The 25,211-nt window shown below is 56.2% G+C and carries 18 protein-coding genes; 6 read left to right on the plus strand and 12 right to left on the minus strand.

Annotated features, from left to right (window positions below; genetic code table 11):
* Positions 1-50 precede the first annotated feature (50 nt).
* From EUZ85_RS10370 to EUZ85_RS10380, 3 genes are all read right to left on the minus strand, one after another.
* Complete coding sequence (locus EUZ85_RS10370; RefSeq protein WP_127969226.1) at positions 51-704, minus strand: DUF4291 domain-containing protein; 654 nt, start codon at positions 702-704, stop codon at positions 51-53.
* A gap of 267 nt (positions 705-971) precedes the next feature.
* Positions 972-2,348, minus strand: coding sequence for a wax ester/triacylglycerol synthase family O-acyltransferase (locus EUZ85_RS10375; RefSeq protein WP_127969227.1), 1,377 nt, complete (start codon positions 2,346-2,348; stop codon positions 972-974).
* A gap of 189 nt (positions 2,349-2,537) precedes the next feature.
* Positions 2,538-3,752, minus strand: a complete 1,215-nt coding sequence (locus tag EUZ85_RS10380; RefSeq protein WP_127969228.1) for a PilT/PilU family type 4a pilus ATPase — start codon at positions 3,750-3,752, stop codon at positions 2,538-2,540.
* 288 nt (positions 3,753-4,040) lie between these two features.
* Here EUZ85_RS10380 and EUZ85_RS10385 point away from each other — a divergent pair, with 288 nt between their 5' ends.
* The gene (locus EUZ85_RS10385; RefSeq protein WP_127969229.1) at positions 4,041-6,587 is read left to right on the plus strand and encodes an EAL domain-containing protein; all 2,547 of its coding nucleotides are present in this window, start codon (positions 4,041-4,043) and stop codon (positions 6,585-6,587) included.
* A 53-nt stretch (positions 6,588-6,640) separates the two neighbouring features.
* Here the strand turns inward: EUZ85_RS10385 and EUZ85_RS10390 are convergent, their stop codons facing one another.
* The 3 genes from EUZ85_RS10390 to EUZ85_RS10400 form a co-directional block, all read right to left on the minus strand.
* Positions 6,641-7,465, minus strand: coding sequence for an OmpA family protein (locus EUZ85_RS10390; protein WP_127969230.1), 825 nt, complete (start codon positions 7,463-7,465; stop codon positions 6,641-6,643).
* Between the two features lie 142 nt (positions 7,466-7,607).
* The gene (locus EUZ85_RS10395) at positions 7,608-8,426 is read right to left on the minus strand and encodes an alpha/beta fold hydrolase (protein ID WP_127969231.1); all 819 of its coding nucleotides are present in this window, start codon (positions 8,424-8,426) and stop codon (positions 7,608-7,610) included.
* A 2-nt stretch (positions 8,427-8,428) separates the two neighbouring features.
* Positions 8,429-9,469, minus strand: coding sequence for a M14 family zinc carboxypeptidase (locus EUZ85_RS10400; RefSeq protein ID WP_246842226.1), 1,041 nt, complete (start codon positions 9,467-9,469; stop codon positions 8,429-8,431).
* A 205-nt stretch (positions 9,470-9,674) separates the two neighbouring features.
* Here EUZ85_RS10400 and EUZ85_RS10405 point away from each other — a divergent pair, with 205 nt between their 5' ends.
* The gene (locus EUZ85_RS10405) at positions 9,675-10,493 is read left to right on the plus strand and encodes a tetratricopeptide repeat protein (protein ID WP_127969233.1); all 819 of its coding nucleotides are present in this window, start codon (positions 9,675-9,677) and stop codon (positions 10,491-10,493) included.
* A gap of 41 nt (positions 10,494-10,534) precedes the next feature.
* Here EUZ85_RS10405 and EUZ85_RS10410 read toward each other — a convergent pair whose 3' ends face one another.
* The 4 genes from EUZ85_RS10410 to EUZ85_RS10425 form a co-directional block, all read right to left on the minus strand.
* Positions 10,535-10,816: a hypothetical protein gene (locus EUZ85_RS10410; RefSeq protein ID WP_127969234.1), complete on the minus strand. Its 282-nt coding sequence runs from the start codon at positions 10,814-10,816 to the stop codon at positions 10,535-10,537.
* A gap of 129 nt (positions 10,817-10,945) precedes the next feature.
* Positions 10,946-13,552 (minus strand): CHASE2 domain-containing protein, encoded by a 2,607-nt coding sequence (locus EUZ85_RS10415; RefSeq protein ID WP_127969235.1) that lies wholly within the window; start codon positions 13,550-13,552, stop codon positions 10,946-10,948.
* 123 nt (positions 13,553-13,675) lie between these two features.
* Positions 13,676-15,256 (minus strand): FecR domain-containing protein, encoded by a 1,581-nt coding sequence (locus tag EUZ85_RS10420; protein WP_127969236.1) that lies wholly within the window; start codon positions 15,254-15,256, stop codon positions 13,676-13,678.
* Positions 15,257-15,317: 61 nt separating this feature from the next.
* Positions 15,318-16,004, minus strand: coding sequence for a response regulator transcription factor (locus EUZ85_RS10425; RefSeq protein WP_127969237.1), 687 nt, complete (start codon positions 16,002-16,004; stop codon positions 15,318-15,320).
* 616 nt (positions 16,005-16,620) lie between these two features.
* On the opposite strand from EUZ85_RS10425, the gene EUZ85_RS10430 reads away from it, so the two are divergent.
* The 3 genes from EUZ85_RS10430 to EUZ85_RS10440 all read left to right on the plus strand — a co-directional run bounded on the left by EUZ85_RS10430 (position 16,621) and on the right by EUZ85_RS10440 (position 19,817).
* Positions 16,621-18,750 carry a hypothetical protein gene (locus EUZ85_RS10430; protein WP_127969238.1) on the plus strand — a complete coding sequence of 710 codons (2,130 nt, stop codon included), beginning with the start codon at positions 16,621-16,623 and terminating at the stop codon, positions 18,748-18,750.
* A 117-nt stretch (positions 18,751-18,867) separates the two neighbouring features.
* On the plus strand, positions 18,868-19,191 hold the full coding sequence (locus EUZ85_RS10435; protein WP_011398756.1) for a BolA family transcriptional regulator: 324 nt from the start codon (positions 18,868-18,870) through the stop codon (positions 19,189-19,191).
* Positions 19,192-19,199: 8 nt separating this feature from the next.
* Positions 19,200-19,817 (plus strand): L-threonylcarbamoyladenylate synthase, encoded by a 618-nt coding sequence (locus EUZ85_RS10440; RefSeq protein ID WP_127969239.1) that lies wholly within the window; start codon positions 19,200-19,202, stop codon positions 19,815-19,817.
* 36 nt (positions 19,818-19,853) lie between these two features.
* Here EUZ85_RS10440 and EUZ85_RS10445 read toward each other — a convergent pair whose 3' ends face one another.
* Entirely contained in the window at positions 19,854-20,468 is a 615-nt protein-coding gene (locus EUZ85_RS10445; RefSeq protein WP_127969240.1) for a hypothetical protein, read from the minus strand.
* Between the two features lie 173 nt (positions 20,469-20,641).
* On the opposite strand from EUZ85_RS10445, the gene sbcB reads away from it, so the two are divergent.
* Positions 20,642-22,093 carry an exodeoxyribonuclease I gene (sbcB, locus tag EUZ85_RS10450; RefSeq protein ID WP_127969241.1) on the plus strand — a complete coding sequence of 484 codons (1,452 nt, stop codon included), beginning with the start codon at positions 20,642-20,644 and terminating at the stop codon, positions 22,091-22,093.
* 114 nt (positions 22,094-22,207) lie between these two features.
* On the opposite strand, the gene EUZ85_RS10455 is transcribed toward sbcB, so the two are convergent.
* A complete protein-coding gene (locus tag EUZ85_RS10455; protein WP_241567008.1) occupies positions 22,208-25,006 on the minus strand; it encodes an insulinase family protein in 2,799 nt (932 codons plus the stop codon).
* Positions 25,007-25,211 lie beyond the last annotated feature (205 nt).

Genomic DNA, 25,211 nt, shown 5'->3' on the forward strand with positions numbered 1-25,211 from the left:
GGGTGAAGGGTGAAGGGGGCGCTTGCGGCGTGACTGCCGGCAAGCGTGGGTCAGTCTGGCGAGTCCAGACGCAAACGGGCGCTGACTTCGGCGTCAGAGGGAATAAACACCTGTTCCTGTGGCGTCATCAGCTCCGCATAGCGTTCCGGGGCGGCGTGAGCGCGTTGCTCGGCGATGAACTCTCTGAAGTCGATGACTTCCAGAATTTCCTCTTTGCCGTAGCGGGCGAGCATATCTCCACGTAGTCCCAACTGAATGGCGCGTCGCTCGCATTTAGCGCCGTCCGGCGCATGGTCCGGGTCCCATTGCAGGCGCACGTTGGAATTTTGCACGGCTTCCTTCCAGGCTTCCTGAGTTGGGAACTCCTCGGGATTGTAGGAAGAGGGAACCGCCTGACTCAGGGTATCTTCGAAGAACTGTCTGCGTATTCTCAGCCCCAGCACCACCTCCTGGCCTTCCTTTAAACCCCAGCCGCAACGATACATCATCCACAGGAAGTTGGGTTTTATCCAACTCATGCGGGAGTAACTGTACGCGCCGCCGAAACGACCATTCTTGATGGCGTATTCGCCGATTTCCGGTCGATAAGCCTGATAAACGATGAGTGTATCTTGATCCTGATGCGCCAGAATATGTCTGCCGCTGGCGGGCCAGAGAGAGGTCTGTTCGAGGTAGGGTGTGGTTTTAATATCTTTGATTTTCATTATTCACTTCCTTAGTGATGTAGTGATTAACATGGCAATGATATTGGCATGTTAATCACTAGGCGCATGGACGCGCCTGCGCGGCGACAAGCCGCGGGAGACAGGGCCTGACCTGTGCAGGCCCTGTCGTTGCAGACAAATAGAAGGAAGCTATTTGTCTGCCGGATTAATATTTCTCCTACTGCCGAATTTAACCGGCGATGAGAGCGCATAGGTTAACCGAAGCGAAGGCGCGCGCCAACTGCGTCGCCTTCACTTAATCGCGGCTCAGACTCCCGCTGCTTTCTCCAGCTCGGCGATGCCTTGCTCGATATAGTCCAGTAACCGCTGCATGGACGGCAGGGTTCTGCGGCAGGCGGTGAAGCCGAACTCCAGTTGGTCGCGGTAGCTTACCAGCGTGATGTTCAATGCGGCGTAATCCACTGGGATCGACACCGGGTACATGCCTTCCAGACGCGCGCCATTCCAGTACAGCGGCTTGTCCGGGCCTGGCACATTGGAAATCACCACGTTGAAGGCCTGCCATTTGGGGGCCAGCCCCGTCAGCAGGTTCAAGCCGGAGGGCGCCAGAGTAAGCGCGGTGTAATTGACTGCCTCTTCCGGCGTCATCTGGCGAAAGCGTTCTTTGGACTCTCGCGCGGACGCCTGTGTTAATTCCAGACGCCGCACCGGATCAGCGATGTGGGTGCCGAGGTTGGCCAGAATCATGGCGATTTGATTCCCGCTGTCGCTGTCATCCTGGCGGATAGACATGGGCGCCATGGCGATCAAGGGCTGATCGGGCAACGCCTGACGGCTAAGTAAATAATTACGCAACGCGCTGCCGCATACCGCCAGAACGACATCGTTGACCGTGGCCTGGAACGCCTTGCCGATCGCCTTAAACCGTTCCAGCGCGTAGGACTGGGCGGCGAATCGGCGTGAGCCGGTAATGCGTTGATTGAGAATGCTTTGCGGTGCGCGGAAGATCAGGCCGGCGTCGCTGTCATCACGGGCTTTCAACAGGTTCTTGCCCAGCTCTCTGACCAGCGTGGGGACTGTGGCGATTTGCTTACTGGCCCCTTCCACCAGTTGCGACAGGCTGTGAACCAAGTCGCCAGTGGTGGGGGCGTGAGCGTCACGCGCCGGTCTGGCGTCTTTTGATATCGCCCAGATCGGCGGCATCTCTGTCGCGGAGGGATCGAAAGAATACGATTTCACGCACATCCGCATGGCGGCGACGCCGTCCAGCATACAATGATGCGCTTTGTAGTACACCGCAAAGCGGCGTCCGCGAATACCTTCAATCAGGTGGCATTCCCACATGGGGCGTTCACGGTCCATCAGGTTGCTGTGTTCTGCGGAAACATGCGCCAGCAGCTCCCGGATACGGCCGGGCTTGGGCAACGCCTCGTGGCGGAAGTGGTGCTCTAGATCAAACTGGGCGTCAGTATCCCAATAGTAACGCCCCCAACGTTGTCGCAGGCGGCGGTTGAACGGCGGCTGCGGCGTAGCGTAATCGCGCATTTGCTGCGCCAGCTCTGTCATGTATTTGGCGTCGGCGTCGTCAGGGAAACTGAAAATATGAAGGCCGCCGACATGCATAGGCTGTTGGCGCTTTTCCAGCCAGAGGAATATCTGGTCGACTGGACTGAGTGGGGTCATAACGTCTACTTCCTGGTGTGATGTGCTTTTTAGTTGTTATGCAAATTCAAAGCCCGTAGCTAACCCTGGAGTTAAAGCTAAGTCTTTGAGGCGGTTCAGTTTGGCGGAAGCCGGAACGGCTGACAACTGCTATCGCAGCCCGCAAGCGGCTGTATCTCGCTTGCGGGAAAACGGGAGAGTGGCTGAGGGTCAACTTTTAGGTTTGAAGGGGTCGTTGTCCTCCTCGTCGTCCTCTTCAATTTCCTGCAGGCTGAGAGAAAAACCGCTGCTGGGCTTCTTGGCCGCCAGTTCTTCGGGGCCGGCGTCCTCAACTTTTTCATCGCCCAGGCTGGTGGGAACTTCCACCCCGGCGTGCAGTTTGATGCGCAGACGCAGGTTGTTGGCGGAGTCGGCGTTTTTCAGGGCTTCCTCCACGCTGATTTTTTCCTGCTGCACCAGCTTGAACAGCGCTGCGTCAAAGGTCTGCATGCCGATGTTTTCCGACTTCTGCATGATCTCTTTGATGCCGTCGATGTCGCCGCGCAGAATCAATTCGCTGACCGTGGGCGTACCCAGCAGGATCTCGATGGCGGCGGTGCGCTTACCGTCAATCGTCGGCACCAAACGTTGTGAGACGAAGGCTCGCAGGTTCAACGACAAATCCATCAGCAACTGGTTGCGGCGTTCTTCCGGGAAAAAGTTAATGATGCGGTCCAGCGCCTGGTTAGAGTTGTTGGCGTGCAGCGTGGAGATACACAGGTGCCCGGTTTCTGCGAAAGCCAGCGCGTGCTCCATGGTTTCCCTGTCGCGAATCTCGCCGATCAAAATGACGTCCGGCGCCTGCCGCAGGGTGTTTTTCAGCGCGTTATGGTAACTGCGCGTATCGACGCCCACTTCCCGCTGGTTGATGATGCTTTTCTTGTGCTTGTGAATGAACTCCACCGGGTCTTCGATAGTAATGATATGACCGCCGCTATTACTGTTGCGGTGATCGATCAGCGCCGCCAGAGAGGTGGACTTGCCGGAGCCGGTAGCGCCGACGAATAGAATCAAGCCCCGTTTCGACATCAATACTTCTTTCAGGATAGGGGGCAGCCCCAGGCTGTCAGCGTTGGGAATATCGGTCACGATATTACGGGCGACGATGGAGACTTCATTGCGCTGTTTGAAGATGTTGACCCGGAAACGGCCAACCTGAGGGATGCTGTACGCCAGATTCATTTCCAGCTCATGGGCGAACTGCTCGCGCTGTTCTTCATCCATGATGGAGTTGGCGATTTCCATAATTCTGCCCGGCGGAATGGGGGTCTTATCGATGGGCTTCAATTTACCGTGAAACTTGGCGCAGGGCGGCGCGCCGGTGCTCAGGTAGAGGTCGGACCCGTCATTCTTGGCCAGAACGGTCAGATACTGGTTGAATTCCATGCAGAAGTCTCCCGAAGTGATGTCCGGTTGGTTTGGAGCATTGTCGTCTTTTTGATTTTTTTCAAAGGGCGCGTCTTTAACAGATAGACGAAAATTATCCTTCCCGCCACCACAAAATGGCCTATTGAGCAGCGCTTGCCGCTATGTAAATCTACGGCCTGTTGCGGCTGAGCTTGCAATGATTTTTCGCAGACTGCAGAAACAGGGAGCGTAAAGTTAGAAAAGTTGGCTTTATGACATATAGTTTTTATAACGCATGATTTTCCCGGGGAAAGAAATCAACGGCTCATGCAGCTAATTCGCTACTCCATCAACTTTGTCCTGTTGCTTGCGCTGTATTACCTGGGGGGACGCCTGGGGTTACTGCTGGATGTGTACTACGGCGGCGTGACGCCTTTATGGCCGCCTTCAGGGCTGGCGCTGGCGATGATCTGGTTCAGCGGCTGGCGCTGGGCGCCGGTCATCATCGTAGGCGAATTGCTGTCGGCGATGACTTTGCATCAGTCGATTCTCAACGGCGTTATCGGCGGCATTGGCCAGCTCAGCGAAGTCGCCTGCGCGATGCTGATGATCCGTTACTTTGGCATTACCCCCTATCTCAGCAGCGTCGGCGACAGCCTGCGCTTCATTGGTCTGGCCGCCTTGCTGGCGCCGCTGTTCGGCGCGGGATTAGGCGTGGCGGGACAACTCTCCAGTGGGCTGATCACTCCCGGACAGGCCGGCGCGACCTGGATGACCTGGTGGCTGGGCGACTCCATCGGCATCATGATTGTCACCCCGCTGATTCGCTTCTGGTGGATTGAGCCGCCGTCCGGCTATCGTCTGGTATTGCGCTGGCTGACTCAGACTTCCTGGGTGGCCATGTTCTTCACCGCGGCCTTCGTGATTATTCCCGACAAGGCCTGGACATTGTTTTTTCTGTTGCTCCCCTATGTCGTCTACACCTCCATCACCCTGGGTAAGCAGGGCGCAAGCCTGAGTCTGGTTGCGCTGGCGGCGCTGGTGTTGGGCGAGGGCGCGCAAGGCGTCTCCAGCGACTTTATGATCAGCGTGAAAATGGCGTTCGTTGGAACCTGCACTTTGCTGGCCTATGTGGTGACCGCCAATTTTGAAACCAACCGCACCATCCGCAGTATGCTGGCCACGGAGCGTAATCGGCTGCGGACTACTCTAATGTCCATCAGCGACGGTGTCATTAAAGTCGATGAGCGCGCCCATGTAGTGTTCATGAATCCCATGGCGGAGCAGCTGACCGGATGGAGTGAGCGCGCGGCCATGGAGAAGCCATTCGTGGTGATCTGTCCTCTCAAAACTTTGAAAGAGCCCAGACATCCCGCAAATCCGGTGGAGTTTTTCCTGGCGCAGACGCAGCGCGATGCGCAGATAGAGAGTTATGCTTTCGAGTCCGCCGATGATGGCGCCCGCACATTGGAAATTCGCATTCGCCGCGTCGTTGGCGGCGGAGGGCGGGGCGATAGGCTCAGCAACGGCGCAGTAATTGTATTGCGGGATATCAGCGATGAAGTGCGGTTGCGCCGGCAATTGGAGCATCAGGCGCTGCATGATCCGCTGACTGACTTACCCAATCGCCGCGCTCTGGACAATTATCTGCACCGGCTGTTGTGCGAGAACACCAAACATTTGGTATCGGGTCTGCTGTACATCGATCTGGACCAATTTAAGCTGATTAATGACACTTGCGGCCATGAGGTGGGCGATCTCTTGCTGAAGAAGTTGTCGTCCCTGCTGCGCAAGAATACGCCGGAGCGCGGCATGCTGGCGCGCATCAGCGGAGATGAGTTCGCGCTGGTGATTGAGGGCGTCACGGAGGCGCAAACGCTGGCGGTGGCGGAGCAGGTGCGACAGACCATTTCACACTGTCAGTTGGCCTACGAAGACTTAGTGTTTTCCGTGGGCGCCAGCATTGGCGTCACCTTTATCACAGATCAGGACAACAGCCGTCAGGCCGTGCTGTCCCGCGCCGATATCGCCTGTTATCAGGCCAAGGAAAGCGGGCGCGACAGAGTCAGGGTTTACCATGCCGGCGATACCGTTATGCTGCGTTATCACGGCGAACTGGAGTGGTTGTCGCAGTTAAAAAACGCTATCCAGATGGGACAGTTTGAGCTTTACCAGCAAGGCATCTTCTGTGTGGATGAAAACGGCGATGCGGTGGACATGCCGGGGTGTGAAGTGTTGATTCGCCTGCGTCGACAGGATGAGATGGTCAGTCCTGGCAGCTTCATTCCGGTGGCGGAGCGTTTTGGATTTATGCCCATCATCGACCGCTGGGTGACGGAAACCTTGTTCCGGCGTATGTCCAACAGCGTGGGGCTGGAGTTTATCTATAACGTAAATCTGAGTGGCGCTACATTTAACGACCATGGCTTCTTCAAAGAGGTGGAAGGCTGGGCGGAGAAATATCGCATTGATCGTTCCCGTGTCTGCTTTGAAGTGACTGAAAGCGTAGCGCTGGCCGATATCGCCCAGACGCGGGAGATTATCCGCAGCATGGCGCAGAAGGGGTACCGCTTTGCGTTAGATGATTTCGGCAGCGGTTCCGCCAGCTATGGTTATTTGAGCGAATTGCCGGTGAATTACGTCAAGCTGGATGGCGGTTTTGTGCGTCGGGTGCTGGAAGACCCTTCTGCGGAAATCGTGATTGAGTCTCTGGTTAAAATCGCCCGCTTACGCAATATGCATTGTATTGCCGAGTGTGTGGAAAGCCGGGATATCGCCTGTCGCATGGTGAAGCTGGGGATTCCAGTCTTGCAGGGCTTTTTCTATGACCGACCTCAACCCATGGGGCCGGTTACAAAAAGCGAGGGGAGTTGAAAGGTGTGGATTTTGGCGGCCAATGATGACCGCCAGTTTCCGTCAATCAGCCCTTAGAATGTTTCGCTGACTTCCGCAGAGTTATGCTCCATGATCTGGGGCGCGCCGTACACCGCCACCTGATCGTTCAGGTAAATCAACTCGACGCGACGGTTCTTCTCATGATGAGAGGAGGTCAGCAACGGCTCGCGGCTTCCCCAGCCGAAAACTTCCACCTGCTCGGGACGGGCGCCGTTGTTCAAAAGGTAATCCGCTACACGCTGCGCACGCTCTTCAGACAGCCGCTCGTTGTAGGTGGCCTGGCCGGATGCGTCAGTATGTCCGTGTATTTGGATTTGATAGTTAGGATGCACGCTAAGAAAATCCGCATGCTGTTTCAGCGCCGACATATCTTCCTGGTTCAGATTGGATTTTTCCAATGGGTAGAAGATAACGCGGGGTTGAGGTGGTTCGACGCCAGCGAACTGGTTCGCGCCGCCATACTCTTTTTCCAGGGCTGCGGCTGTTGCGTCGTCAAGTACTAGAACAGTCATATCATTTCCCTCCGTGGTCGAGGCGCTTGTTACTTCGGTTGTTGTGCTGTCAGTGGTTGTTCCTGCAGCGTTTATTGTTTCAGCGGCGTTCGATGTCGTTATTTCTGGGTTGTCATCGGCCTGGGATAAACCGTAGCTATACAGCTCATCGGCTTCCGAAGTTGACACATCCCTATTATTGTCGGCGACTTCCACGTTATGGGCCGCTGACTTTACAGCAAAGTCTTCGGAAGGTGAAGACTCAGGCGTTAGATTTTGCGAGCTGCAGGCTGCGATCATGGCCACGGAAAACAGAGTGGCGCTGATGCGGGTGAATTTATTCGGGTTCAGTACGGGGTGTTTCATGTCTCTGTCCTGTTCTGTTGTTGCCTTGTGATTGTCATTACAACAACGAAATCAGGCGCGGCTATGGGCCCTCCAGGGCAATGCGCTGACGAATCATGGCCAAATATGGCGGGTGTCCTGTTTAGGCTGTCTATAGGCTGACTCAAGTACGGAGTCGCGTGGGCTCCACCGGCGCACATAAAGGTGTGAGCCAATTGAGCAATTGCAGCCGCAACCAGTGCGGGTCTTCCACCGGCAGATCGTGCCCGGCTGTAGGATGCGTGACGCAACGGGTTTGCCAGGCCTGCGCCATGGCGATAGAGCATTCCGGGTCCACCAGTTTGTCGCCAAGACTGCACACAATCAGGCAGGGCCGGTTCGGCGCGAAATCAAATGGGCAACTGAAACGCGCCGCCGCCGCCAGCTGACGCAGAGCATTGATTGTGCGCACTGGGCGCTTACGGCTCCAGCCGGTCCAGACACGCAAGCGCTCACGAGTACGCAGTAAAGGAGATAGCGTGAGCTGCATAATCAGTTTCTCCCTGCGGGCAGTGGTGACGCCGACGCCTTTCAGCACCTTGGGCCATACCCGCAGCCGCAGACGGCTCCACGGCGCGCCATAGGGACGCATGCTGGCGTTGATCAGCGCCAGTCCCGCGACATCTTCAGGATGATTATAGGTCCATTGCGTGGCTAACATACCGCCCATGGATAATCCCACCAGCACCAGAGGGCGCTTTGTTTCCCAGTGTTCTCGCAGGTCGGAGATCATACTGGCGATGGTGGCGGGGGTGGTCTCCTGGTTGCGAACGCCGTTGCCGGGAATATCCAGGGTGTGCACGCGAACGTCCAGACCCTTTGCGTCCAGGGCGTCCTGCAACAAGGCGTCAAAGCCTTCCCAATGACGTCCGTCGCGCATCCATCCCCGCAGCAGGATCAAGTCATATTGATTTCGCGCCGGAAACTCATGGGCCTGGTTCATCGTCAGGACTCATACCACAGGGATAACGCCGCCAGTTCATAGTGTTTGCGCTGGTGTTTGTCCGGCAGCCAATTGCCGTAAGAGCGCACGGCGTTTTTCAGAAAGTCGATGAAGATAAGGTGGCGGCGCAGTACGCGGCGCAACCGGTGGGGAAGCACGGGATGGAAGAAACCCAGTAACTGGATAAGCTGGCGCGGATTTTTTTTGATCCAGAGCCAGGACCCCATTTCCATGGTGATAGGCAGGAACAGGCGGTTGCCGGCTTTCGCCTCCATGTACAGGTAGTCCCATAAGTCGCCGTGGGAGGTGTAGACCCTGGACTGCGGTTCGAAGGTGTAGACATGGTTGGGATAGGTTTCGAACAGCAGGTTGCGCAGCGCGAAGATCTCCGGCAGGTGATAAATCGGCTCTTTGCTGTAGGCGTAGGGAAACCAGATCTGGTCGTTGAAACCGAAGCCCGAGTGGCAGTCCAGCGCCATACTGAACGGCGCGGGAAACAGACGTTCCCGAATAAAATCACAGAGAGCCACCGCCTCTTTCTGCATCGGTTGTCCCTTCTGGCCGCGATACCAGGGGATACGCGTGGTCAGACGATGGCCGCCCAGCAGGGGCGGGACGCGGGCTTCCGCGTCCACCGGCGCGTTGCGCATCAGGTCTATGCCATTACCGTTGGCGCGGGTCTTGCGCATCATGCCTGCCGGGTTAAGGGCGGGAAGAAAATATAGTTGCAGGTGATTCAGTTCTTCCTTCAGTCCTTCATCCCAGATCAGCTGCTTCAGCAAGGATTCCATAAAGGCCAGGATAACCTGCGTGCCTATTTTCTCCAGACCGTGCACGCCGCCAGTGAGGGCCAGCGCGGGTTTATCAGGGCCGGCGGCGCCGACTTTGATCAGGTACAGCGGCAGTCGGTAGCCGCGGAACTCAACGGTATCCAGGATTTCGTGCTGGACATTGCCGCCGCCGAGTTCAATTAACTGCTGGATTTTATTCAGTTCATTAACCGGAAAATGAATTTTCGGATACATAAAGCTGAGGGGTCCCATTCAGTCAGGCGTCCGCCAAGCGTTGCAACGCCGTCGTCAGGGTGAAAGCGGCGTCGCATCCTTTCAATAAAGGGTAGAGCCTATGCTGTAATCATGAAAGTACTGTGACGTAATCGTCCGATAGAATGAAATTTGCGTTAAACCTTAGCCGCCGATCTGTAACTATGCTTATAATTCGGTAGTAAGTGTGTATGAGGTGTATAGAATGTTTCGTCGGACGTTATTGATTTTAGCGCTCAGCTTCGCCTGTCAGGCTAACGCGGACTCCCTGGCGCCGGAGCATGAAATGCGCAGATTGTTATTTGTCGCCGAAGAGAGCATCGAAGCGGAAAGGTTCGCCCAGGCGCAGGAGGCGCTGGATAAAGTTGCTGAGCTCAACATTACGCCAACGGTCCAATACTATTTCTACCGGGGGCGGGTGGCGATGAAATCGGGCGAATACGAGAAAGCGCGTGAAGCCTTTGTTCGTTACGTCAATCTCGCCGGCAGTGACGGCGATTACTACGAGGAGAGCCTGCGCGCCATTACGCGTCTGGATGACCAGCTCAAGCCGCCCAAACAGACGGCGGAGTCCACCTCCATTGATTGGAGTAAAGTGGTGGAGAACGGCAGCGGCGAATACCTGCAGAAGTTGCGTGGACTTTACCTGGCGGGATCTGATCAGAGCGCGCTGGTGCAGCATATCAACAGTCTGTTGGCCGCCAATGTCTACATTCCCTCCCGCATACGCAAGCTGAATGAAGAAGAAGGCATCGTTTATCGCGTCAGCGTTAATTCACGGAACGAAATCGTCCTGCAGGAAACCAATTACCTGAGTGCGAACGTCAGCCACAATGTCTCCCGCTTTAAAGTGTTCGGCGTCGATCCCTATGTTCGCACCGGCTGTGATTTGAATCAGCGCGCCTGTTGGCTGTGGAATCCTGAAAATCAGGATGAAAAATGGCTGATGATCACAGAAAACAAAAGTGCGGTGGATGAGTTGAGCCGCGCTATGACGGAACTGATAAAACTGCTGCAAAGCTGATAATGGCGCGGCGTGGGGTTAACAGACGTCGCGCCGTATTTCTAACGGATGGCGTTGTCGGCTTTGATGGGTTGGGCTGGCGTTGATTGGGCGACTGTCGGCGTGCGCGACCACTTCATTTCTTCACTGCAGGTTTCAGAATACGCGCATATCGACGAGACGGCGCTGACCGGCGTCGCTTTTTCCAGGTTCACCTGAGGCAGGCTGAAATCGTATCTCTTTTCCTTGATAGGCGGCGTTCCCTGCAGTTTGGACACGATGGCGCTCGCCAGTATGAAGCACAGACCTATCAGGGCCGCTTTGTAAAACGAAAATCGGATCATAAAAGGGCTTTCTGGCGCTGACACTATGTGTATCTAAGCGCTGTTTGCAGGAGAGTTCCCTCAAGTATCTCCGAAAACGCCCAATACGGAAGCGGGCTGCTGTGAAACACTGTCAAATGTGCGCTGACGTCACTCTGCGTCAGGCAACTCGATCACGAATTCCGTCCCTTCGCCCAGTGCGCTATTCACTTGGATCGCGCCGCCATGGCGGTCGATAACCAGTTTGACGAATCGCAAGCCCAAACCGCTGCCTTGCACGCCCTGTTGTTCTGAGGCGTGGGTGCGACGAAAGCGTTCAAACAGGTAGGGGATTTCTGAGGCGGCGATGCCTGGCCCCTGGTCGCGCAAATGAATCAGAGTACTGGCGTCGGCTTTTACCAGCTTCAGTTCAATGCTGTGGTTCTGCGGCGTGAATTTGACCGCGTTCTGTAACAGGTTGACCAGGGCTCGCTCTAGCAGGTCCGCATTGGCTTTGATGGGCAATGAGTCCTCTTCGCAGTACACCTGCACCGCAATGCCGCGGGTGAGAGCGCTGGGTGAGATGGAGTCCACTGCGTTATCCACGATGTCCAACAGCTCGCAGTCGTAAAAATGAATGTGGTCCGCCGCTTCCACCCGCGCCAGTTGCAGGAAGGCTTCCGCCATGCCCAGGCTTTTTTGCGTCAGTTCACGGGCGGCGTCAATCTTGGACGCCAGTTTGGCGTCGGGCAGCGCTGCGCTGAGGGTGTCCAGCAACGCCAGCTGTGAGGCCAGCGGCGCGCGCAGGTCGTGAGAGATGAAGTGAATGGTCTCCAGGCGTTTTTGCTGGGCCTCATGTATGGGTGTGATATCGGAGAAGTTGACGATAATGCCGTTGGCGTTCAAATGGGTGAAGCGCATGGGCGCCAGGGATATCAGGACCGCAGTGTTGCGGGTGTGTAATTCCATGGACTGCGCTTCGCCCGCCACCAGCACTTTACGCACGACGGAATCCCACAGCGCCGGCGTGAACTTATTGGCGATAGGCATGCATTCGGCGATATAGGCGTTGGCGGTCGCGTTGGCGCTGAGCCAGCGGCTGGCATGTTCGTTCAGATATAAAATACGGCCGACTTCATCCCCCACCAGCACGCCGTCGGGCATGTTGGCGATGGTTTCGGATACGAACTTGCGCATGTCGCGGATGGCGGCGATGGCGAAGCGGACCTGGGATATACGGCGATCAATAAGTTCGCTGGAAGGCTGACGGAGGGTGGTTTTCTGCATCAGTCGGGGATACAGACGTTGCAGGTAGTCGGCGGTCTGCTGGAGCTGGTCAGGATGATCTTCGAAGCGCATGTATAGCGCCATTTTGCCGACCGCGTCAGATACGGGCAGAAGGATCTCCATCATGCCCGCGTCGGCGTTCAAATCGATACGCTGCTGTCCCCCCGGGGCGATTTCGCGAAACTCCCACAGGGCGGGCTTAAGCAGACGGGTGACTTGTTGCGCCCATTGCTGAGGGGAGTCGTAGATGTCGCCCTGTTGCAGACGCGGCTCCTCCTCCAGTCGCTTCAATTCCTGATTCAGAAACTGATTGAGGCGGCTCAGGCGTCGCCAGCTCCAGAAAGGGTAGGCGAACACCAGGGAGAGCACGACCGCCGCCGGCGGATACCATTGGTGGTCCATCATCAGCAGCAAATAACTGAACACCAGTACTGACAGCGCCAGGGCGAGGGTCAATGGCAGGTTCTTCTCCGGCGACACCCGTGGATACACCAGAGCGGCGATCAGCACCAGACTGAGCGACAGCAGATATTGCCAGGAGGGAGAAATCAGGCGGTGCATGTTTTTGCGCACCAATCCCTCGAAGACGTTGGCGTGCACTTCCACTCCCGCCATGCTGGTGGAGGCGCCGGATACCGGCGTCGGCAGGAAATCCCCCAGACCGGCGGCGGTGGCTCCGACAAATACGACCCGGTTCTGGAAATAGTCAGGAGGAAGCTCGCCATGCATGACCTCGCTGTAAGACAGCGTGGGGAAGCTGCCCGGCGGCCCGATAAAGGGGATCAGGCGATACTGCTCGCGGACGTTGAAGGCGCCGCCGTTATCCTGCTCCTCTTTCTTCTGGTGTTCGTCGGGATACAGGTTCTGATAGACCGATAGCGCCAGACTCGGCCAATGGCTGTCTCCCAGGCCCTGATACAGATATAACCCCCGCGCGATGCCGTCGGCGTCCAATTCCATCTGGGCGTGTCCCAGACCCTCTGCAGTGTCGATAAACTGCGCGATGGGCAGAATTTCAGTAAGGTGGCCGGTATTGCCGACATGATCGATATGCAGGGGCAGAAACACCTTGCCGGATTCCGCCATGGCTTGAGCGAAGTCCTGGTCAGCCTCCGGAGAACTGTGTTCTGACAGCAGCAGATCGAACGCTACTGCGCGGGCGCCGGAATTGCGCAGGCGTTTGATCAGGGCGGCGTGACGGTCTCGCGACCAGGGCCAGCGGCCGTACTCCAACAGGCTTTTTTCATCGATAGCGACGATAACGCTGGTTGTGCTGGTGCTGAGAGGACGCACCTTGAGGCAGAAATCGTAGAACAGGTAATCCAGCCGCTGCATCCAGCCGCTGGATATCAACAGAAAACAGAGACCCACCAGAATGGCGGCGAAGAGATAGCGCTCGGTGACGGGAAAACCGCGGCTGTGACGGACTTGGGAAGCGTTGTCCCGCTGGGGCGGCGGGTTGGGCTGCGCATCAGGTTTGCCTGGGATCATCCCATAAGGGCCCTTATTGTTGTGAGCGAAATAGTGTTGTTTGTGAAATATTACTGTGAGTGAAATCGTCCTGAGTTTGCTTACGCCCGATTCGCTTCATGCAGATAACGGGGCTGGCGGAATCTACGGCTCTATTCTGACCGCCTGGATCGCGCCGAAGTTCGACGAATAGAGCGGTCCTGCAACCGGTCTGATGCGAATCCAGTAGGTCTTTTCCGGAGTCAGACGGAGATTGGCGGAGGTTTTCTCCACCTGTTGCTCTTCGATGACCCGGCTGAAAAATTCGTCTTCCGCCAACTGAAGTATATACCGGTCTGCATTGGCCACACTTTTCCAGAACACTTTCGCTTTTTCGTCAAAATAGTTCACCGCGATGACGTGGGTGTCGTCAAGCTTTCCCAGAATGGTGAATCTCCGCGGCTCGCTGTAGGAAAAATCGTCGCCGCCGGCCAGTGTGGCGATGCGCCAGAAATATTCGCCTGCATTCAGGTCGCGTTCGGCTTGGGCGCTGGAGATCGAAGAGAAGGGGGTGCGAGTGTAGAGGGCGGTGAACTGGGGATCGGCGGAGATTTCAAGGCTGGACATCTGGGTTGGCGTGTCCAGTCGCCAGCGGAAGACGGGGCGCGGCTCTCGCAGCAGCGCCCCCGTCAGCGGGGTAATCAGCTGCGCTGGCTCCGCCTTTTGCTCCACCCTGAAGCGCACTTCCGTATCCACGCCCTCCAATCCTCCCGGGTCCACCGCTCGCAGCAGTAAGCGGTAGTCGCCGTTACCCAGATCGGGCAACTCAACCAGGGGGGCGTCAATCTGCTGGGAAAAAACCGGCAGCTCCTTCCCATCGCCTTTAAATACTTCGATCACGTATGCCGTCGCATTGGTCACCGGGGCCCAGCTCAAGGTCACCGGGGCGGCGTTATACACTGCCGAGGCGGATACTTCCGGCGCTTCCGGTAATTGAATTTCGGAGAAAACAGAACCGGAGCCAACTGTGGCGCCTTGACCTTTATACAGTTTGCGGGAGGCGGTGGCGTTAGAGACTTCCACCACGCCCTCGGTGACTTCCGCCACCGTGACGTCGGCGGTCGCCCGCAGACGGAAAGCCGTACCGCGCACCGCCGCAACAGCGGAGGGCGTGGAGACTTCGTAGCGGGAGGCGGGGCCTCTGCGCGGCGTTACCTTCTGCTGCATTTTGCCGCGCAGCAGACGTAATCGCGTATCCACCATGCCAGTATCGCCGTAGTGTGTAAGGGTATTGAAGATCACGATAGATTGACGGGAAACCGTCAGTTCGCTGCCATCCGCGAAGCCAACCAGTGCGGAGCCTTCATCGGTTTTGATCTCATCTCCGATTTCGAGTTTGGCTTCCTGCGTCGCCAGCACGTAATGGGAGGTATGCGCTTTACGCAGCCAAACTTTGCCGCGCAGATTAAGTAGTGACGCGGATTGCGGATAGTGGCGCAGCCAGGCCACGGGAATTCTCAGCTGCGTGCCGGGCGTCAGCGACCAGGCGTCGTTGAGACTGTTATAACGCATGAGCGCGTCCCAGCCGCGATTAGGCGCAAGAAAGCGTTCACCGATGCTTTGCAGACTGTCGTTGGGCCGGGTGGTGTAGGTCCACTCCATCTTGTCGGGTTCTTGGGCGAACCCGGCGAAGGAGAACCAACACAGGAACCAGAACCACAACAGGTGGCGTTTGCTCTGTTTCAATCAGACTCCCAATATTCACCGTGTCGTCAATTGTTGGCCGCGATACCCGGACAATGGCGGCCTATTCCACTTCTTCCAGCCGATAACCGTGCTGGTAGATGGTCTTAATGCGAAATCCGTTTTCCGGTTTGATTCCCAGTTTTCGCCGCAGACGGCTCATATGCGTGTCTACGGTGCGGGTATTGATATCGCTACTGACGCCCCAGACCCGTTCCAGCAGGTACTTGCGCGACAGCAGGCGGCCTTTGTTTTCGAACAGAAACGTCGTCAGGTCGAAGTCTTTGTCCGTCAACGTCAGCGGCTCGCCGTTCAGTTGAATGGTCCGTTTCTTGTGGTTGATGCTGAAAGGGCCGTAACTGGCTTCTTCGGCATCAGTCTCCTCCGTGCGGTTTCTCCGACTCAGCGCTTTGAGCCGGGCGATGAGTTCGCCGGCGCGCGCCGGCTTCACCATGTAATCGTCGGCGCCGGCCTCCAGCGCCTCAATAATGTCCTCTTCCGCCTCGCGCTGCGTCAGGAACAGCACCGGTATCGGCCATTCCTGTTGCTGCCGCACCTTGCGGAGAATATCGATGCCGTCCATATCCGGCAGTTGCCAGTCCATGATGAGCAAATCGAAGCTGTCATGGGTGACGGCGAATAAAAAATCTTTCCCCGTGTTGTAATGGCGGCATTGAAAATCTGAGTTCCGCAGATTTAGCAATAGCTGGTCCGCCAGATTCTGGTCGTCTTCTAGAAGTCCGATTTTCATAGTCTGCGTTCGTCTAACTGTTTGATGTATATCTAAGTTTGGCAGTAAACCACCAATCTCGCTAACTTTTGCCGAAAAATGTGCGGACGGGGTTGAGCCGCACCTGATTCAGCGACTTTTTCGACAGACAGCAAACCTTGCGAAAAGCCGGACTAGGGCAAGGTCTACTTCAACTTAAATGATTTTTGTGAGCAATTTAAAAATGTAACAACAAGCTACTTTTTGCATCGCAAGGGGGTTTTCAACGGTTTATGGCGATTCAAATTTCACTTCGATAATGCTTATTCGTAAACATCTTTTGGACTTAGCCATGGTCCTGGCGGCGGGGTTGGTTATATGATGGCGCTGCGGCTCTCCCGAAACTCTTGCCAAGGCGTGGAGTAATTAACGGGATGAGCGCAGCGCTCCGCGCCGGAGCGTTCGCAGCGGTGTCAGGCGTTCAAGCAGGAAATGGAACCGTCCAAAGGCGAAGGGCTATGGTCGCAGGGATCGGAGGTCAGGATCTTATGCGTGTAAGCGAAGCATGCAGTTCCCCCTTCGCGACGCCCTGATAAAGGGATGGACGGCGAATATAAGGAAATAGCGGCGATCGCAATGATCGCTGTGGAGAAGGAAAATGAAATTAATAAGGACTTTTAAGCGAGAAACAGGATGTAAGCTTCATTTAGGTGTGGCCCTTTTTGCGCTGTTGACGGCCTTTGCTCTTCCAACTCTGGCGGAGATCAATTTTTACCCGCCTGTAAACCTGTCCTATTCAGACGGTTTGAGTTTTAACCCCAGTCTGGTGACCCAGGGCGAAAATCTCTTTGTGACCTGGGACGATAACAGTTCCGGCGTGAAGGAAGTGATGTTCGCGCGCTCTCGCGATAAAGGCGAAAACTACACGTCGGCGAAGCAGCTGTCGTCGCCCTCAGGGCAGTCCAGCGCGCCGGATGTCGCGGTGGACTCTCGCGGTCGCGTGCATGTGGTGTGGCAGGACACCTTGTACGGCGCCTCTACGATCCTTTATGTGCGTTCGGAAGACGGCGGCAAGACCTTTACTCCGGCTGTCAGCCTGTCTGGAGATGACAGCGCGTCTGTGCGGGCGGACATTCTGGTGGACTCGGCGAACGTGATCTATGTGGCCTGGACCGACACCGGAACGGAAGAAGTGATAGTGACCCAGAGCGTGGACAGCGGCGCCAGCTTTCAGCAGGTCGCCAGAATCAAAGCTAACTTTGTCTCCAGCGTGCGCATGGCGGCGGGCGGCGATCGGCGTATCCACGTGGCCTGGACCAATGCGCAGAATGTCTATCATATGTACTCCAGAAACGGCGGACGCAGTTTTTCTCAGCCGGTGAGTATTTCCGCTAGCAGTGCGGTGTCGTCTTCTGTATCGCTGGCGGCGGACGCGGGCAGCAATGTCTACATCGGCTGGAGTGAGCAAATCAACGATGAGGCGGAGATCTATGTGGCGCGCTCCGAGGACGGCGGGCAGCACTTTGCGCCGCCTGGCAACATCAGCCGTAACCCAGGCGCTTCGATCGGTCCGGACTTAACCACCGATGCTGAGGGAGTGCTGTACGTCGTGTGGCAGGATACGACGCCTGGCAATTACGAAGCGATGTTTGCTTATTCCTCCGACAGAGCGCTGACTTTCTCTTCCGCCGCCAACATCTCTCCCAGCGAACTGGGCTCTCTGGTGACCAAGGTCGCGGTCAATGAGTCCGGCGGCATATTCGTCGCCTGGGACGATAATCGCAGTGGGAATTTTGAGATTATCGTGGCGCGAGGGATGCAGGGCTTGGCGGCGATCAAGAACGCCACCGCCAAGCCGTCCCCCTTCAGTCCGAACGGGGACGGCGCCAACGATACGTTGAGAGTGCGCGCCGACTTCACTGCTCCGCTGCAATGGGAAGCCTCCGTTCTCACATCTGAGAATGAACCTGTGAACGTGTTTCGCGGTAACGGGGAACTTTTCGATTTAACGTGGGACGGCCTCGACCACAATGGCGTAGTGACCCCTGACGGCTCCTATCGTTTCCTGATTACAGGCGTAGACGTGGACGGCGTGGCGGCGGCGCCGGCGGAGGTGTATTTCAGCGTGAATACCGTATCGGATTCGGAACCGCCGCAATTGTTGAGCTACGAGTCCAACTATGCGGAATTTGGTCCGGACGGCGATGGGCGGCGTGATAGCGTTGCGCTAAAAGCGAGCTTCAATAAAAGTCTCGACTGGACGCTCAGCTATCAAAACCGCGATGGCGTGGAGCTGTTCCGTCAACAAGGCAGCGGCGTTTCCCTGGACAAGCAGTGGGACGGCCGTGATTTCAGTGGAATCACTGTTGCGGATGACCGTTATGTGATTGCGCTGTCCGCCACGGACACCCAGGGAATCAGTGTGAACGGTGAGTTGCGGGTGATTGTGGACACGGTGGCACCGCAATGGGCCAATATCAGTGTGACGCCCGAGGTGATCACCCCCAACGGCGATCAATCCAATGACAAGGCGCGGCTGGAGTTCGACCTCAATGAAGGCGCATTGACGACGGTGTACGTCTATGAGGCGCGGGGCGGCTCTCTGGTGCGGGAGTTGTATCGGGAGCCGTTGATTGGCGAGCGTCATGTTGTGATTGACTGGGATGGACGCTCCGGCACGGGAAGTGTCGTGGCGCCGGGAAAGTATATCTTTAAAGTATGGATGCGGGATTACGCGGCCAATCGCTCGGAGCCCTATCCGGTTGTAGCGGGCGTCACAGTGAGATAGGGGGTGCTCGCTCCGCTCGTCGAATGCGGCGGAGTGGTTTATAGTGTAGTCATTATCTACGCCGCGACGGGTCCCGTCGCGGCGGCTTGCTGTCTAATCCTATCTGCTGAATAAAATATGAAAATCCAGATCTCTGTTGAGAATAAGTTAAAAGAGGCTTTCACTCCGACGCACCTGGAGGTGATCAATGAAAGCCATATGCACAGCGTTCCTCCCAATTCAGAAACCCACTTCAAAGTGGTGCTGGTGACGCCGCAGTTTACGGACATGCGTTCCGTACAACGGCATCAGAAGGTGTATGCGGTGCTGGGAGAGTTGATGCAACAGGGCATTCACGCGCTGGCGCTGCACACATTCACCCCACAGGAATGGCTGGAAAAAGGCCAGGCCCCGGACTCGCCCAACTGCATGGGCGGCAGCAAAAAAGCCAAAACGGAGTAGGGCGGTCAATGAGCCAGTTTTTCCAGATTCATCAAGATAACCCGCAGGCCCGTCTGGTTCGTCAGGCGGTGGAAATCATCCACAACGGGGGCGTTATCGTTTACCCCACGGATTCCGGCTATGCGCTGGGGTGCGCCATTGGCGATAAAAGCGCAGCTGACCGCATCAAGAGCATTCGTCGCTTGGACGATAAGCATAACTTTACCCTGGTGTGCCGGGACTTGAGCGACATCTCCACCTACGCCAAGGTGGATAACAGTACGTATCGCCTGTTGAAAAATCACACCCCCGGCGCCTATACCTTCATTTTAACGGCGACTTCGGAAGTGCCGCGCCGGCTGCTGCATCCGAAACGACGGCAGATCGGCATTCGGGTGCCTGATAACCGCATTGCGCAGGCGCTGCTTGAAGAGCTGGGCGAGCCGCTGATGAGTTCTACGCTGATTATGCCTGGCGAAGAAATGCCAATGACCGATCCTTATGAGATCCGCCAGATGCTGGAGCATGCAGTGGATCTGATCATTGACGGCGGTTTCTGCGGTATGGAGCCCACATCGGTAGTCGATCTGACCGACGATGCGCCGGTAATCCTAAGGGAAGGCGCAGGCGATATCTCCGGCTTCTGAATGAATGCGCCGCCGGAATCCCGGCGGCGCCTCGCATCAACTGATCGAGATGGAGAAGGCGGAGCCGGAATTTGCGGTCATTTCCGCAGCGGCTGACCCCATTTTGTGGAAGCGCTGCACGATGTCCTGCAGGGAATTGTTCTGCGGATTGGAGGAAAGCAGCGAACTGAACAGTGAGTTGTCGCCGCCGTAGGCATTCTGCAGACGCATGACGTTCTGAACGTAATCCAGTGCGGGCTTCTGATTGCTCAGGCGCACGAACGTTTGCTTGATATCCGGGTTGCGGTTGATATCCGCTTCAATCTTCTGCTTGGCTTCCGTCGGAATGGCGCCTGAAATTTCCAGCGCGCCGGTCTCGCTGCGACCCAGGCGAACCTGTCCGCGTACGCTGGCGACGCCATACTCGGCAAGCTTTTGCCTGAGGGTCTGCTGTACAAAGGCAGTATCTTGCCCGACGCCTTGTTGGAACTCTTTGATCATGACCCGGGGACGGGAGCTTTGTTCCTGCTGCTGGCCCGACAGGGTCACGGTTCCTGGCTCAGGAAGATTGTCCATGGCCGCGCCGGCTTTTGTCTGCTGGGCGGCGGTGGGCTGTTTCAGGCCTTCGTACGCCTGATTTCCGTATTCAAATAAAGTGCGAATTAAACCCATGACGGCTACCTTGTTATCTCTGAGTGCGTTTTTTCCGACATTGGAAAGCACGTATTCCTGACATATTCAGAACTTATTCAAATGCTGTGCCAGCATTGCTCCGGGAATCCAACATGACGAACGGGGCGCTATTGGCTAACATGGTCGCCTGATTGACGACTCAGAGTAGTTAAATGGCTGACACCTTTTATTGGTACGATTTCGAGACCTGGGGCGCAGATCCCCGCAGAGACAGACCCTCACAGTTTGCGGGCGTTCGCACGGACTTGGATCTCAACCCCATCGAAGAGCCGCTGGTGATGTATTGCAAGCCGGCGGAAGACGTATTGCCGCAACCGGAAGCCTGCCTGATCACCGGCATCACACCGCAGAAGGCGCTGTCGGAGGGCGTGAGCGAGGCGGAGTTTATCCGTCTGATCCACGAGCAGTTTTCGCGTCCGGGAACCTGTGTGGTTGGCTACAACAGCATCCGCTTCGACGACGAAGTCACCCGCAATACGCTATATCGCAACTTCTACGATCCATACAGCCGGGAATGGCGAAACGGCAACTCCCGTTGGGACGTTATCGACATGGTGCGGCTTACCTACGCCATGCGGCCCGAGGGCATAAACTGGCCTAGGAACGCGGAGGGCGTCCCCAGTTTTCGCCTGGAAGAGTTGACCAAGGCCAATGGAGTGACGCATGAGGCGGCGCATGACGCCATGTCCGACGTGTACGCCACCATCGCCGTGGCGCGTCTGATCAAGACGGCGCAACCCAAGTTGTATGACTACGTGCTTGGCCATCGCAATAAGAAAGTTCTGGAAGGGTTGGTGGATATCGAACGCATGAAGCCCCTGTTTCATGTCTCCTCCAAGTTCCCCGCGGCAATGGGCTGTTGCGCCATGGTGGCGCCCATCGCGCGTCATCCAACTAATCCCAACGGCGTGATCGTTTATGATTTGCGCGCCGATCCATCCACTTGGACGCACTTGCCGGTGGAGAAGATTCGAGAGCGCATTTTCACCTCAAATGAGGACCTTCCTGAAGGCGCGGAGCGTATCCCGCTGAAAGTCGTGCATCTGAACAAATGCCCGATTCTGGTGGAGAGCAAAATTCTCAAGACCATGGACCCGGAAAGATTGCGCGGTTTCCAGCTGGACGGCGACAAGTTGAGATCGCACCTGCAGGCGTTGCGACAGGTAGCGAATATTCAGCAACTGGTGGCGGAAGTGTTCAACGAGCCTATGGATGACAGCGAAACCGATCCGGACCTGATGCTCTACAGTGGCGGCTTTTTCAGTAACAACGATCGCGAGCTGATGACGTTTATTCATGAGCAGTCGCCGGAAGTGCTGGGGGAGCTGGAACTGCCTTTTGAAGATCCGCGGCTGCAGGAGATGCTCTTCCGTTATCGGGCGAGAAACTTTCCTGGCACGCTGAATGAAGAAGAAATGGAGAAATGGGAGCGGTATCGCTATCACCGTTTAGCGGGGGAATCCAGCGGCGCCTCAATCAGCTTTCAGGCGTATTTCAAGAAGCTGGAGCAGCTCGCCGCTAACCCGGATATCACGCCGTTTCAGTTGTCCATTCTTCAGGATCTGCACTTATACGGTGAGTCCATTATTCCCATGGACTTCTGATCCTGGACGGCGCCATAGCCACGGCGCCTGACTCTTGCCAGTGGATAGCGTAACGAAAAAGGCCCGCATGATGCGGGTCTTTTTTTATTGGAGCGGGTTTCGCTGCAGAGTCTGTCAGTATTTGGCTCGAAGCGGAAACAGCTTGTTTGCGTTGAGCCAGCTCTCTTTGTCCTTCAACGGCTCCGCTTTTCCGGGACGCCAGTGTACGCCGTTCTTGTCGCCATCGGTGACCACCAGCAGCGCGCTCTTATCTGTCACAAACTGCCTGTCGAAGTAGTTCGCCAGCTGATCAAGGCTGAGTTTGTCCACTTCGCTGGCGATCTGGTTCAGGGTGTCGAACTGCTCATTGCCAACGTCAATTTCCGTCCAGAACCGGTCGGAGCGCTGCTCCAGGGTTTGATCTTTCTCCATCAGGCGCGCCTTCAACGCCGCCTTGTGTTTCTCAAACTCCGCTTCAGGCAGCAGACGCAACTCTTTCGCAAAACGCGCGATGAAGTTCTCGGTGGCGGTGTGGATTTGCTTTGGCGTGTGCGACGGAGATTGCACGATAAAAGCCAGAGCTGGCGTATCCAGCAGCGTATAAGGCGTGGCGAACACAACATAGCCCATCTGCGCTTCTGTGCGGATATCGTTGTAGTATTCCGGGGAAATGATCTGTGCGATCAAACCGAACGCGGCGCGGTCCGCATAGGTTTTTCCTGGGCCCTGGACATAATACAGGTAGGCGGAGTCCTGGTGCGGTGTGCTGATCTCTTTAAACCAGTCGCCGCCTTGAATGTCCACCACGGCGCTTTTCTGCACATTGACGATATTGGCGCCGGCCATTAGTTGTGTTTCCACTACTTTGGCGGCGTGCAGCGCCTGCTCACGGGAGATATTGCCGTGGGCGAGCGCGACCAGATTGATATCCTTGAGCGCAGTGGGCGCGAACGCGCGCACGTCATCCAGCGTGATCTTTTTCAGCGCTTCAATCTGTTGTTGTTCCGTCCAGTAAGGTTGCAGCAACCAAGTCCGCGCTTCTGACGCAAGGCGCTCAAAAGGTTTGTCCTGAATCGCATTTTTCAGGTCGCGCAACATATCTTTCTTGAACTGATTGAAGCGGTCTTCGCGCAGTTCAGGATGCTTTAACGTAGTCAGAATCCGTTCCAGCAGCACGGGTTGTTTGTCGCTGAAGCCGTCGATGCGAAGCGTTATACCGCGCAAATGCTTGTAGAGCTTGAAATCCAGCCCGGCGAGGTAGGCGGGGTAGGAGTATTCGCTTAACTCGTCCCGGGCCAGGGAGATAAACAGCTCCGTCAGCGCCTGATCTCTCGGGCTCTTGTTGGCCAGCGGCGAGCGAATACTCAAGTAGAAGCTGGATTTGGGAGAGTCGAAAGACAGGTCTTTAGCGAACCAGACCTCATATCCCGGATGCTCATAGATCTTCTCGGGCACGGTCATGTCCGGGCCGGCCAGCAAGTCGAGATCGTCTGGTATGAATTCATTGGGCCCCGGCAGATGAATGGCGGCCTGTTGATCCGGTGAGCGGATCTCGGCGTCTTCCTCTGTGGAGAAAGCGCGCACGCTGTAGGGCGTCTCGTACCAACGCTCAGTTTTATCGGTGGCGACTTCAGGCGCGGACAGCACCGCCAGCATATTTTCCGGGCTCAAGCGATCGGCGAATTCTTTCAGCACCTTGGCGTCGTAGTCGTCCATGGCGTAAGGCGCGCGCAGCACTTGCTCAGGAGAGTGATCCTGCAGGCGTCCGGCCAGACTGCTCACATAGTGAATGGGCGCGGCCTGATCCTGGAAGCGATAGGCGATATCCAGCATCTTCGCCTGCTCCTGGAAGCGCCATTCTTCAATACCCTGTTGCTTGATCAGGTTGATGTAAGTGAATACGTCACGGACAACTTTGATCCAATTCTTTTGGCCTTTCTCGGTCAGAGTGATGGAGACGCTGACTACGGAGCTGTCTTCCTCGCTGGTGAACAGGCCGGAAGACAGACCCTCCGCCAGATTCTGCTGTTTCAACCAGGAAAGCAGACTGCCTTCGCCTTCGTGACCGATGAGGTTGGTCAGGTAATACACCGGTTTGGCGTGGTAATAAGGCTCAATCGGCGGCGCTTCAAACATCAAGTGTAACGAGCGCTTTTCTTTGATCGGTTTGACGGACAACAGTGTCGGCGCTGCGCCGGGTTTGAATAGCGGAGGCCGTTTCTGGTTGTGCTCGATGTCGCGCTTTTTCACGCCGCTGAACTTTTCCTTCACCCAGGCTTCCATCGTGTCCAATGGCTCTTTGCCATAGACGGTCAGCTTCATGATGTCCGCGGAGTAGTGTTGCTCGTAAAACTTGAGCAGTGCGTCGCGGACGTCTTCGCCAGGACGGTCAGCCAGGGTTTCCAGATTGCCGACGGCGAACTTGGCCATGGGGTGGTCCGGATTGATGGCCTGTTTGACCGCAGCGAAAAAGCGGCGACTGTCTTCCCGCAGTTTTGAGGTGTACTCCGAATGTACGGCATTCTTCTCACGCTCAACATAGGCTTCGGAAAACAAAGGCGCGACAAACTGCTGGCTGAAACGGTCCAGCGCTGGCTCCAGCGCGTCGGCGTCCACGTCGAAGAAATAGTTGGTGTGATCGAAAGCGGTGAAGGCGTTGTGAGAGCCGCCATGCTGGTTGATAAAAGACTGGTATTCGTCAGGCTGGGGGTACTTTTCCGTTCCCAGAAACAGCATGTGCTCCAGGAAGTGCGCCAGCCCCTCCCGACCGACTGGATCGGCTCCGCTGCCCACGTCCACATCTATCGCGGCGGCGGCTTTATCGGTTTCCGGGTCGGATATCAACAGCGCCTGTAAACCGTTGTCCAGCGTGACAGCCCGATATAGTCGCTTGTCATTCGGGCTTTTGGCTATGTTGTTGTTCACTGAGGGCATAGTGTTAGGACTTTTATTGAGAACGCTGCAAGCGGAAATAAAACTAAAAACCAGGATCAAAGTGCCGGCGGCTGCAACGCTAAGGGTTCTTGATCGCATAACTTAAGGCCATTTACTGAGTATAGGTGTTTTGCGGGATAAATTGGCGGGCCGTTGCAGTCTTTTGCTATGCCGGCGAAGCCAATATCCGGTTAGCTTAGACACG

Origin of the sequence: Hahella sp. KA22 (assembly GCF_004135205.1) — a bacterium.
In the GTDB taxonomy this organism is placed as follows: domain Bacteria; phylum Pseudomonadota; class Gammaproteobacteria; order Pseudomonadales; family Oleiphilaceae; genus Hahella.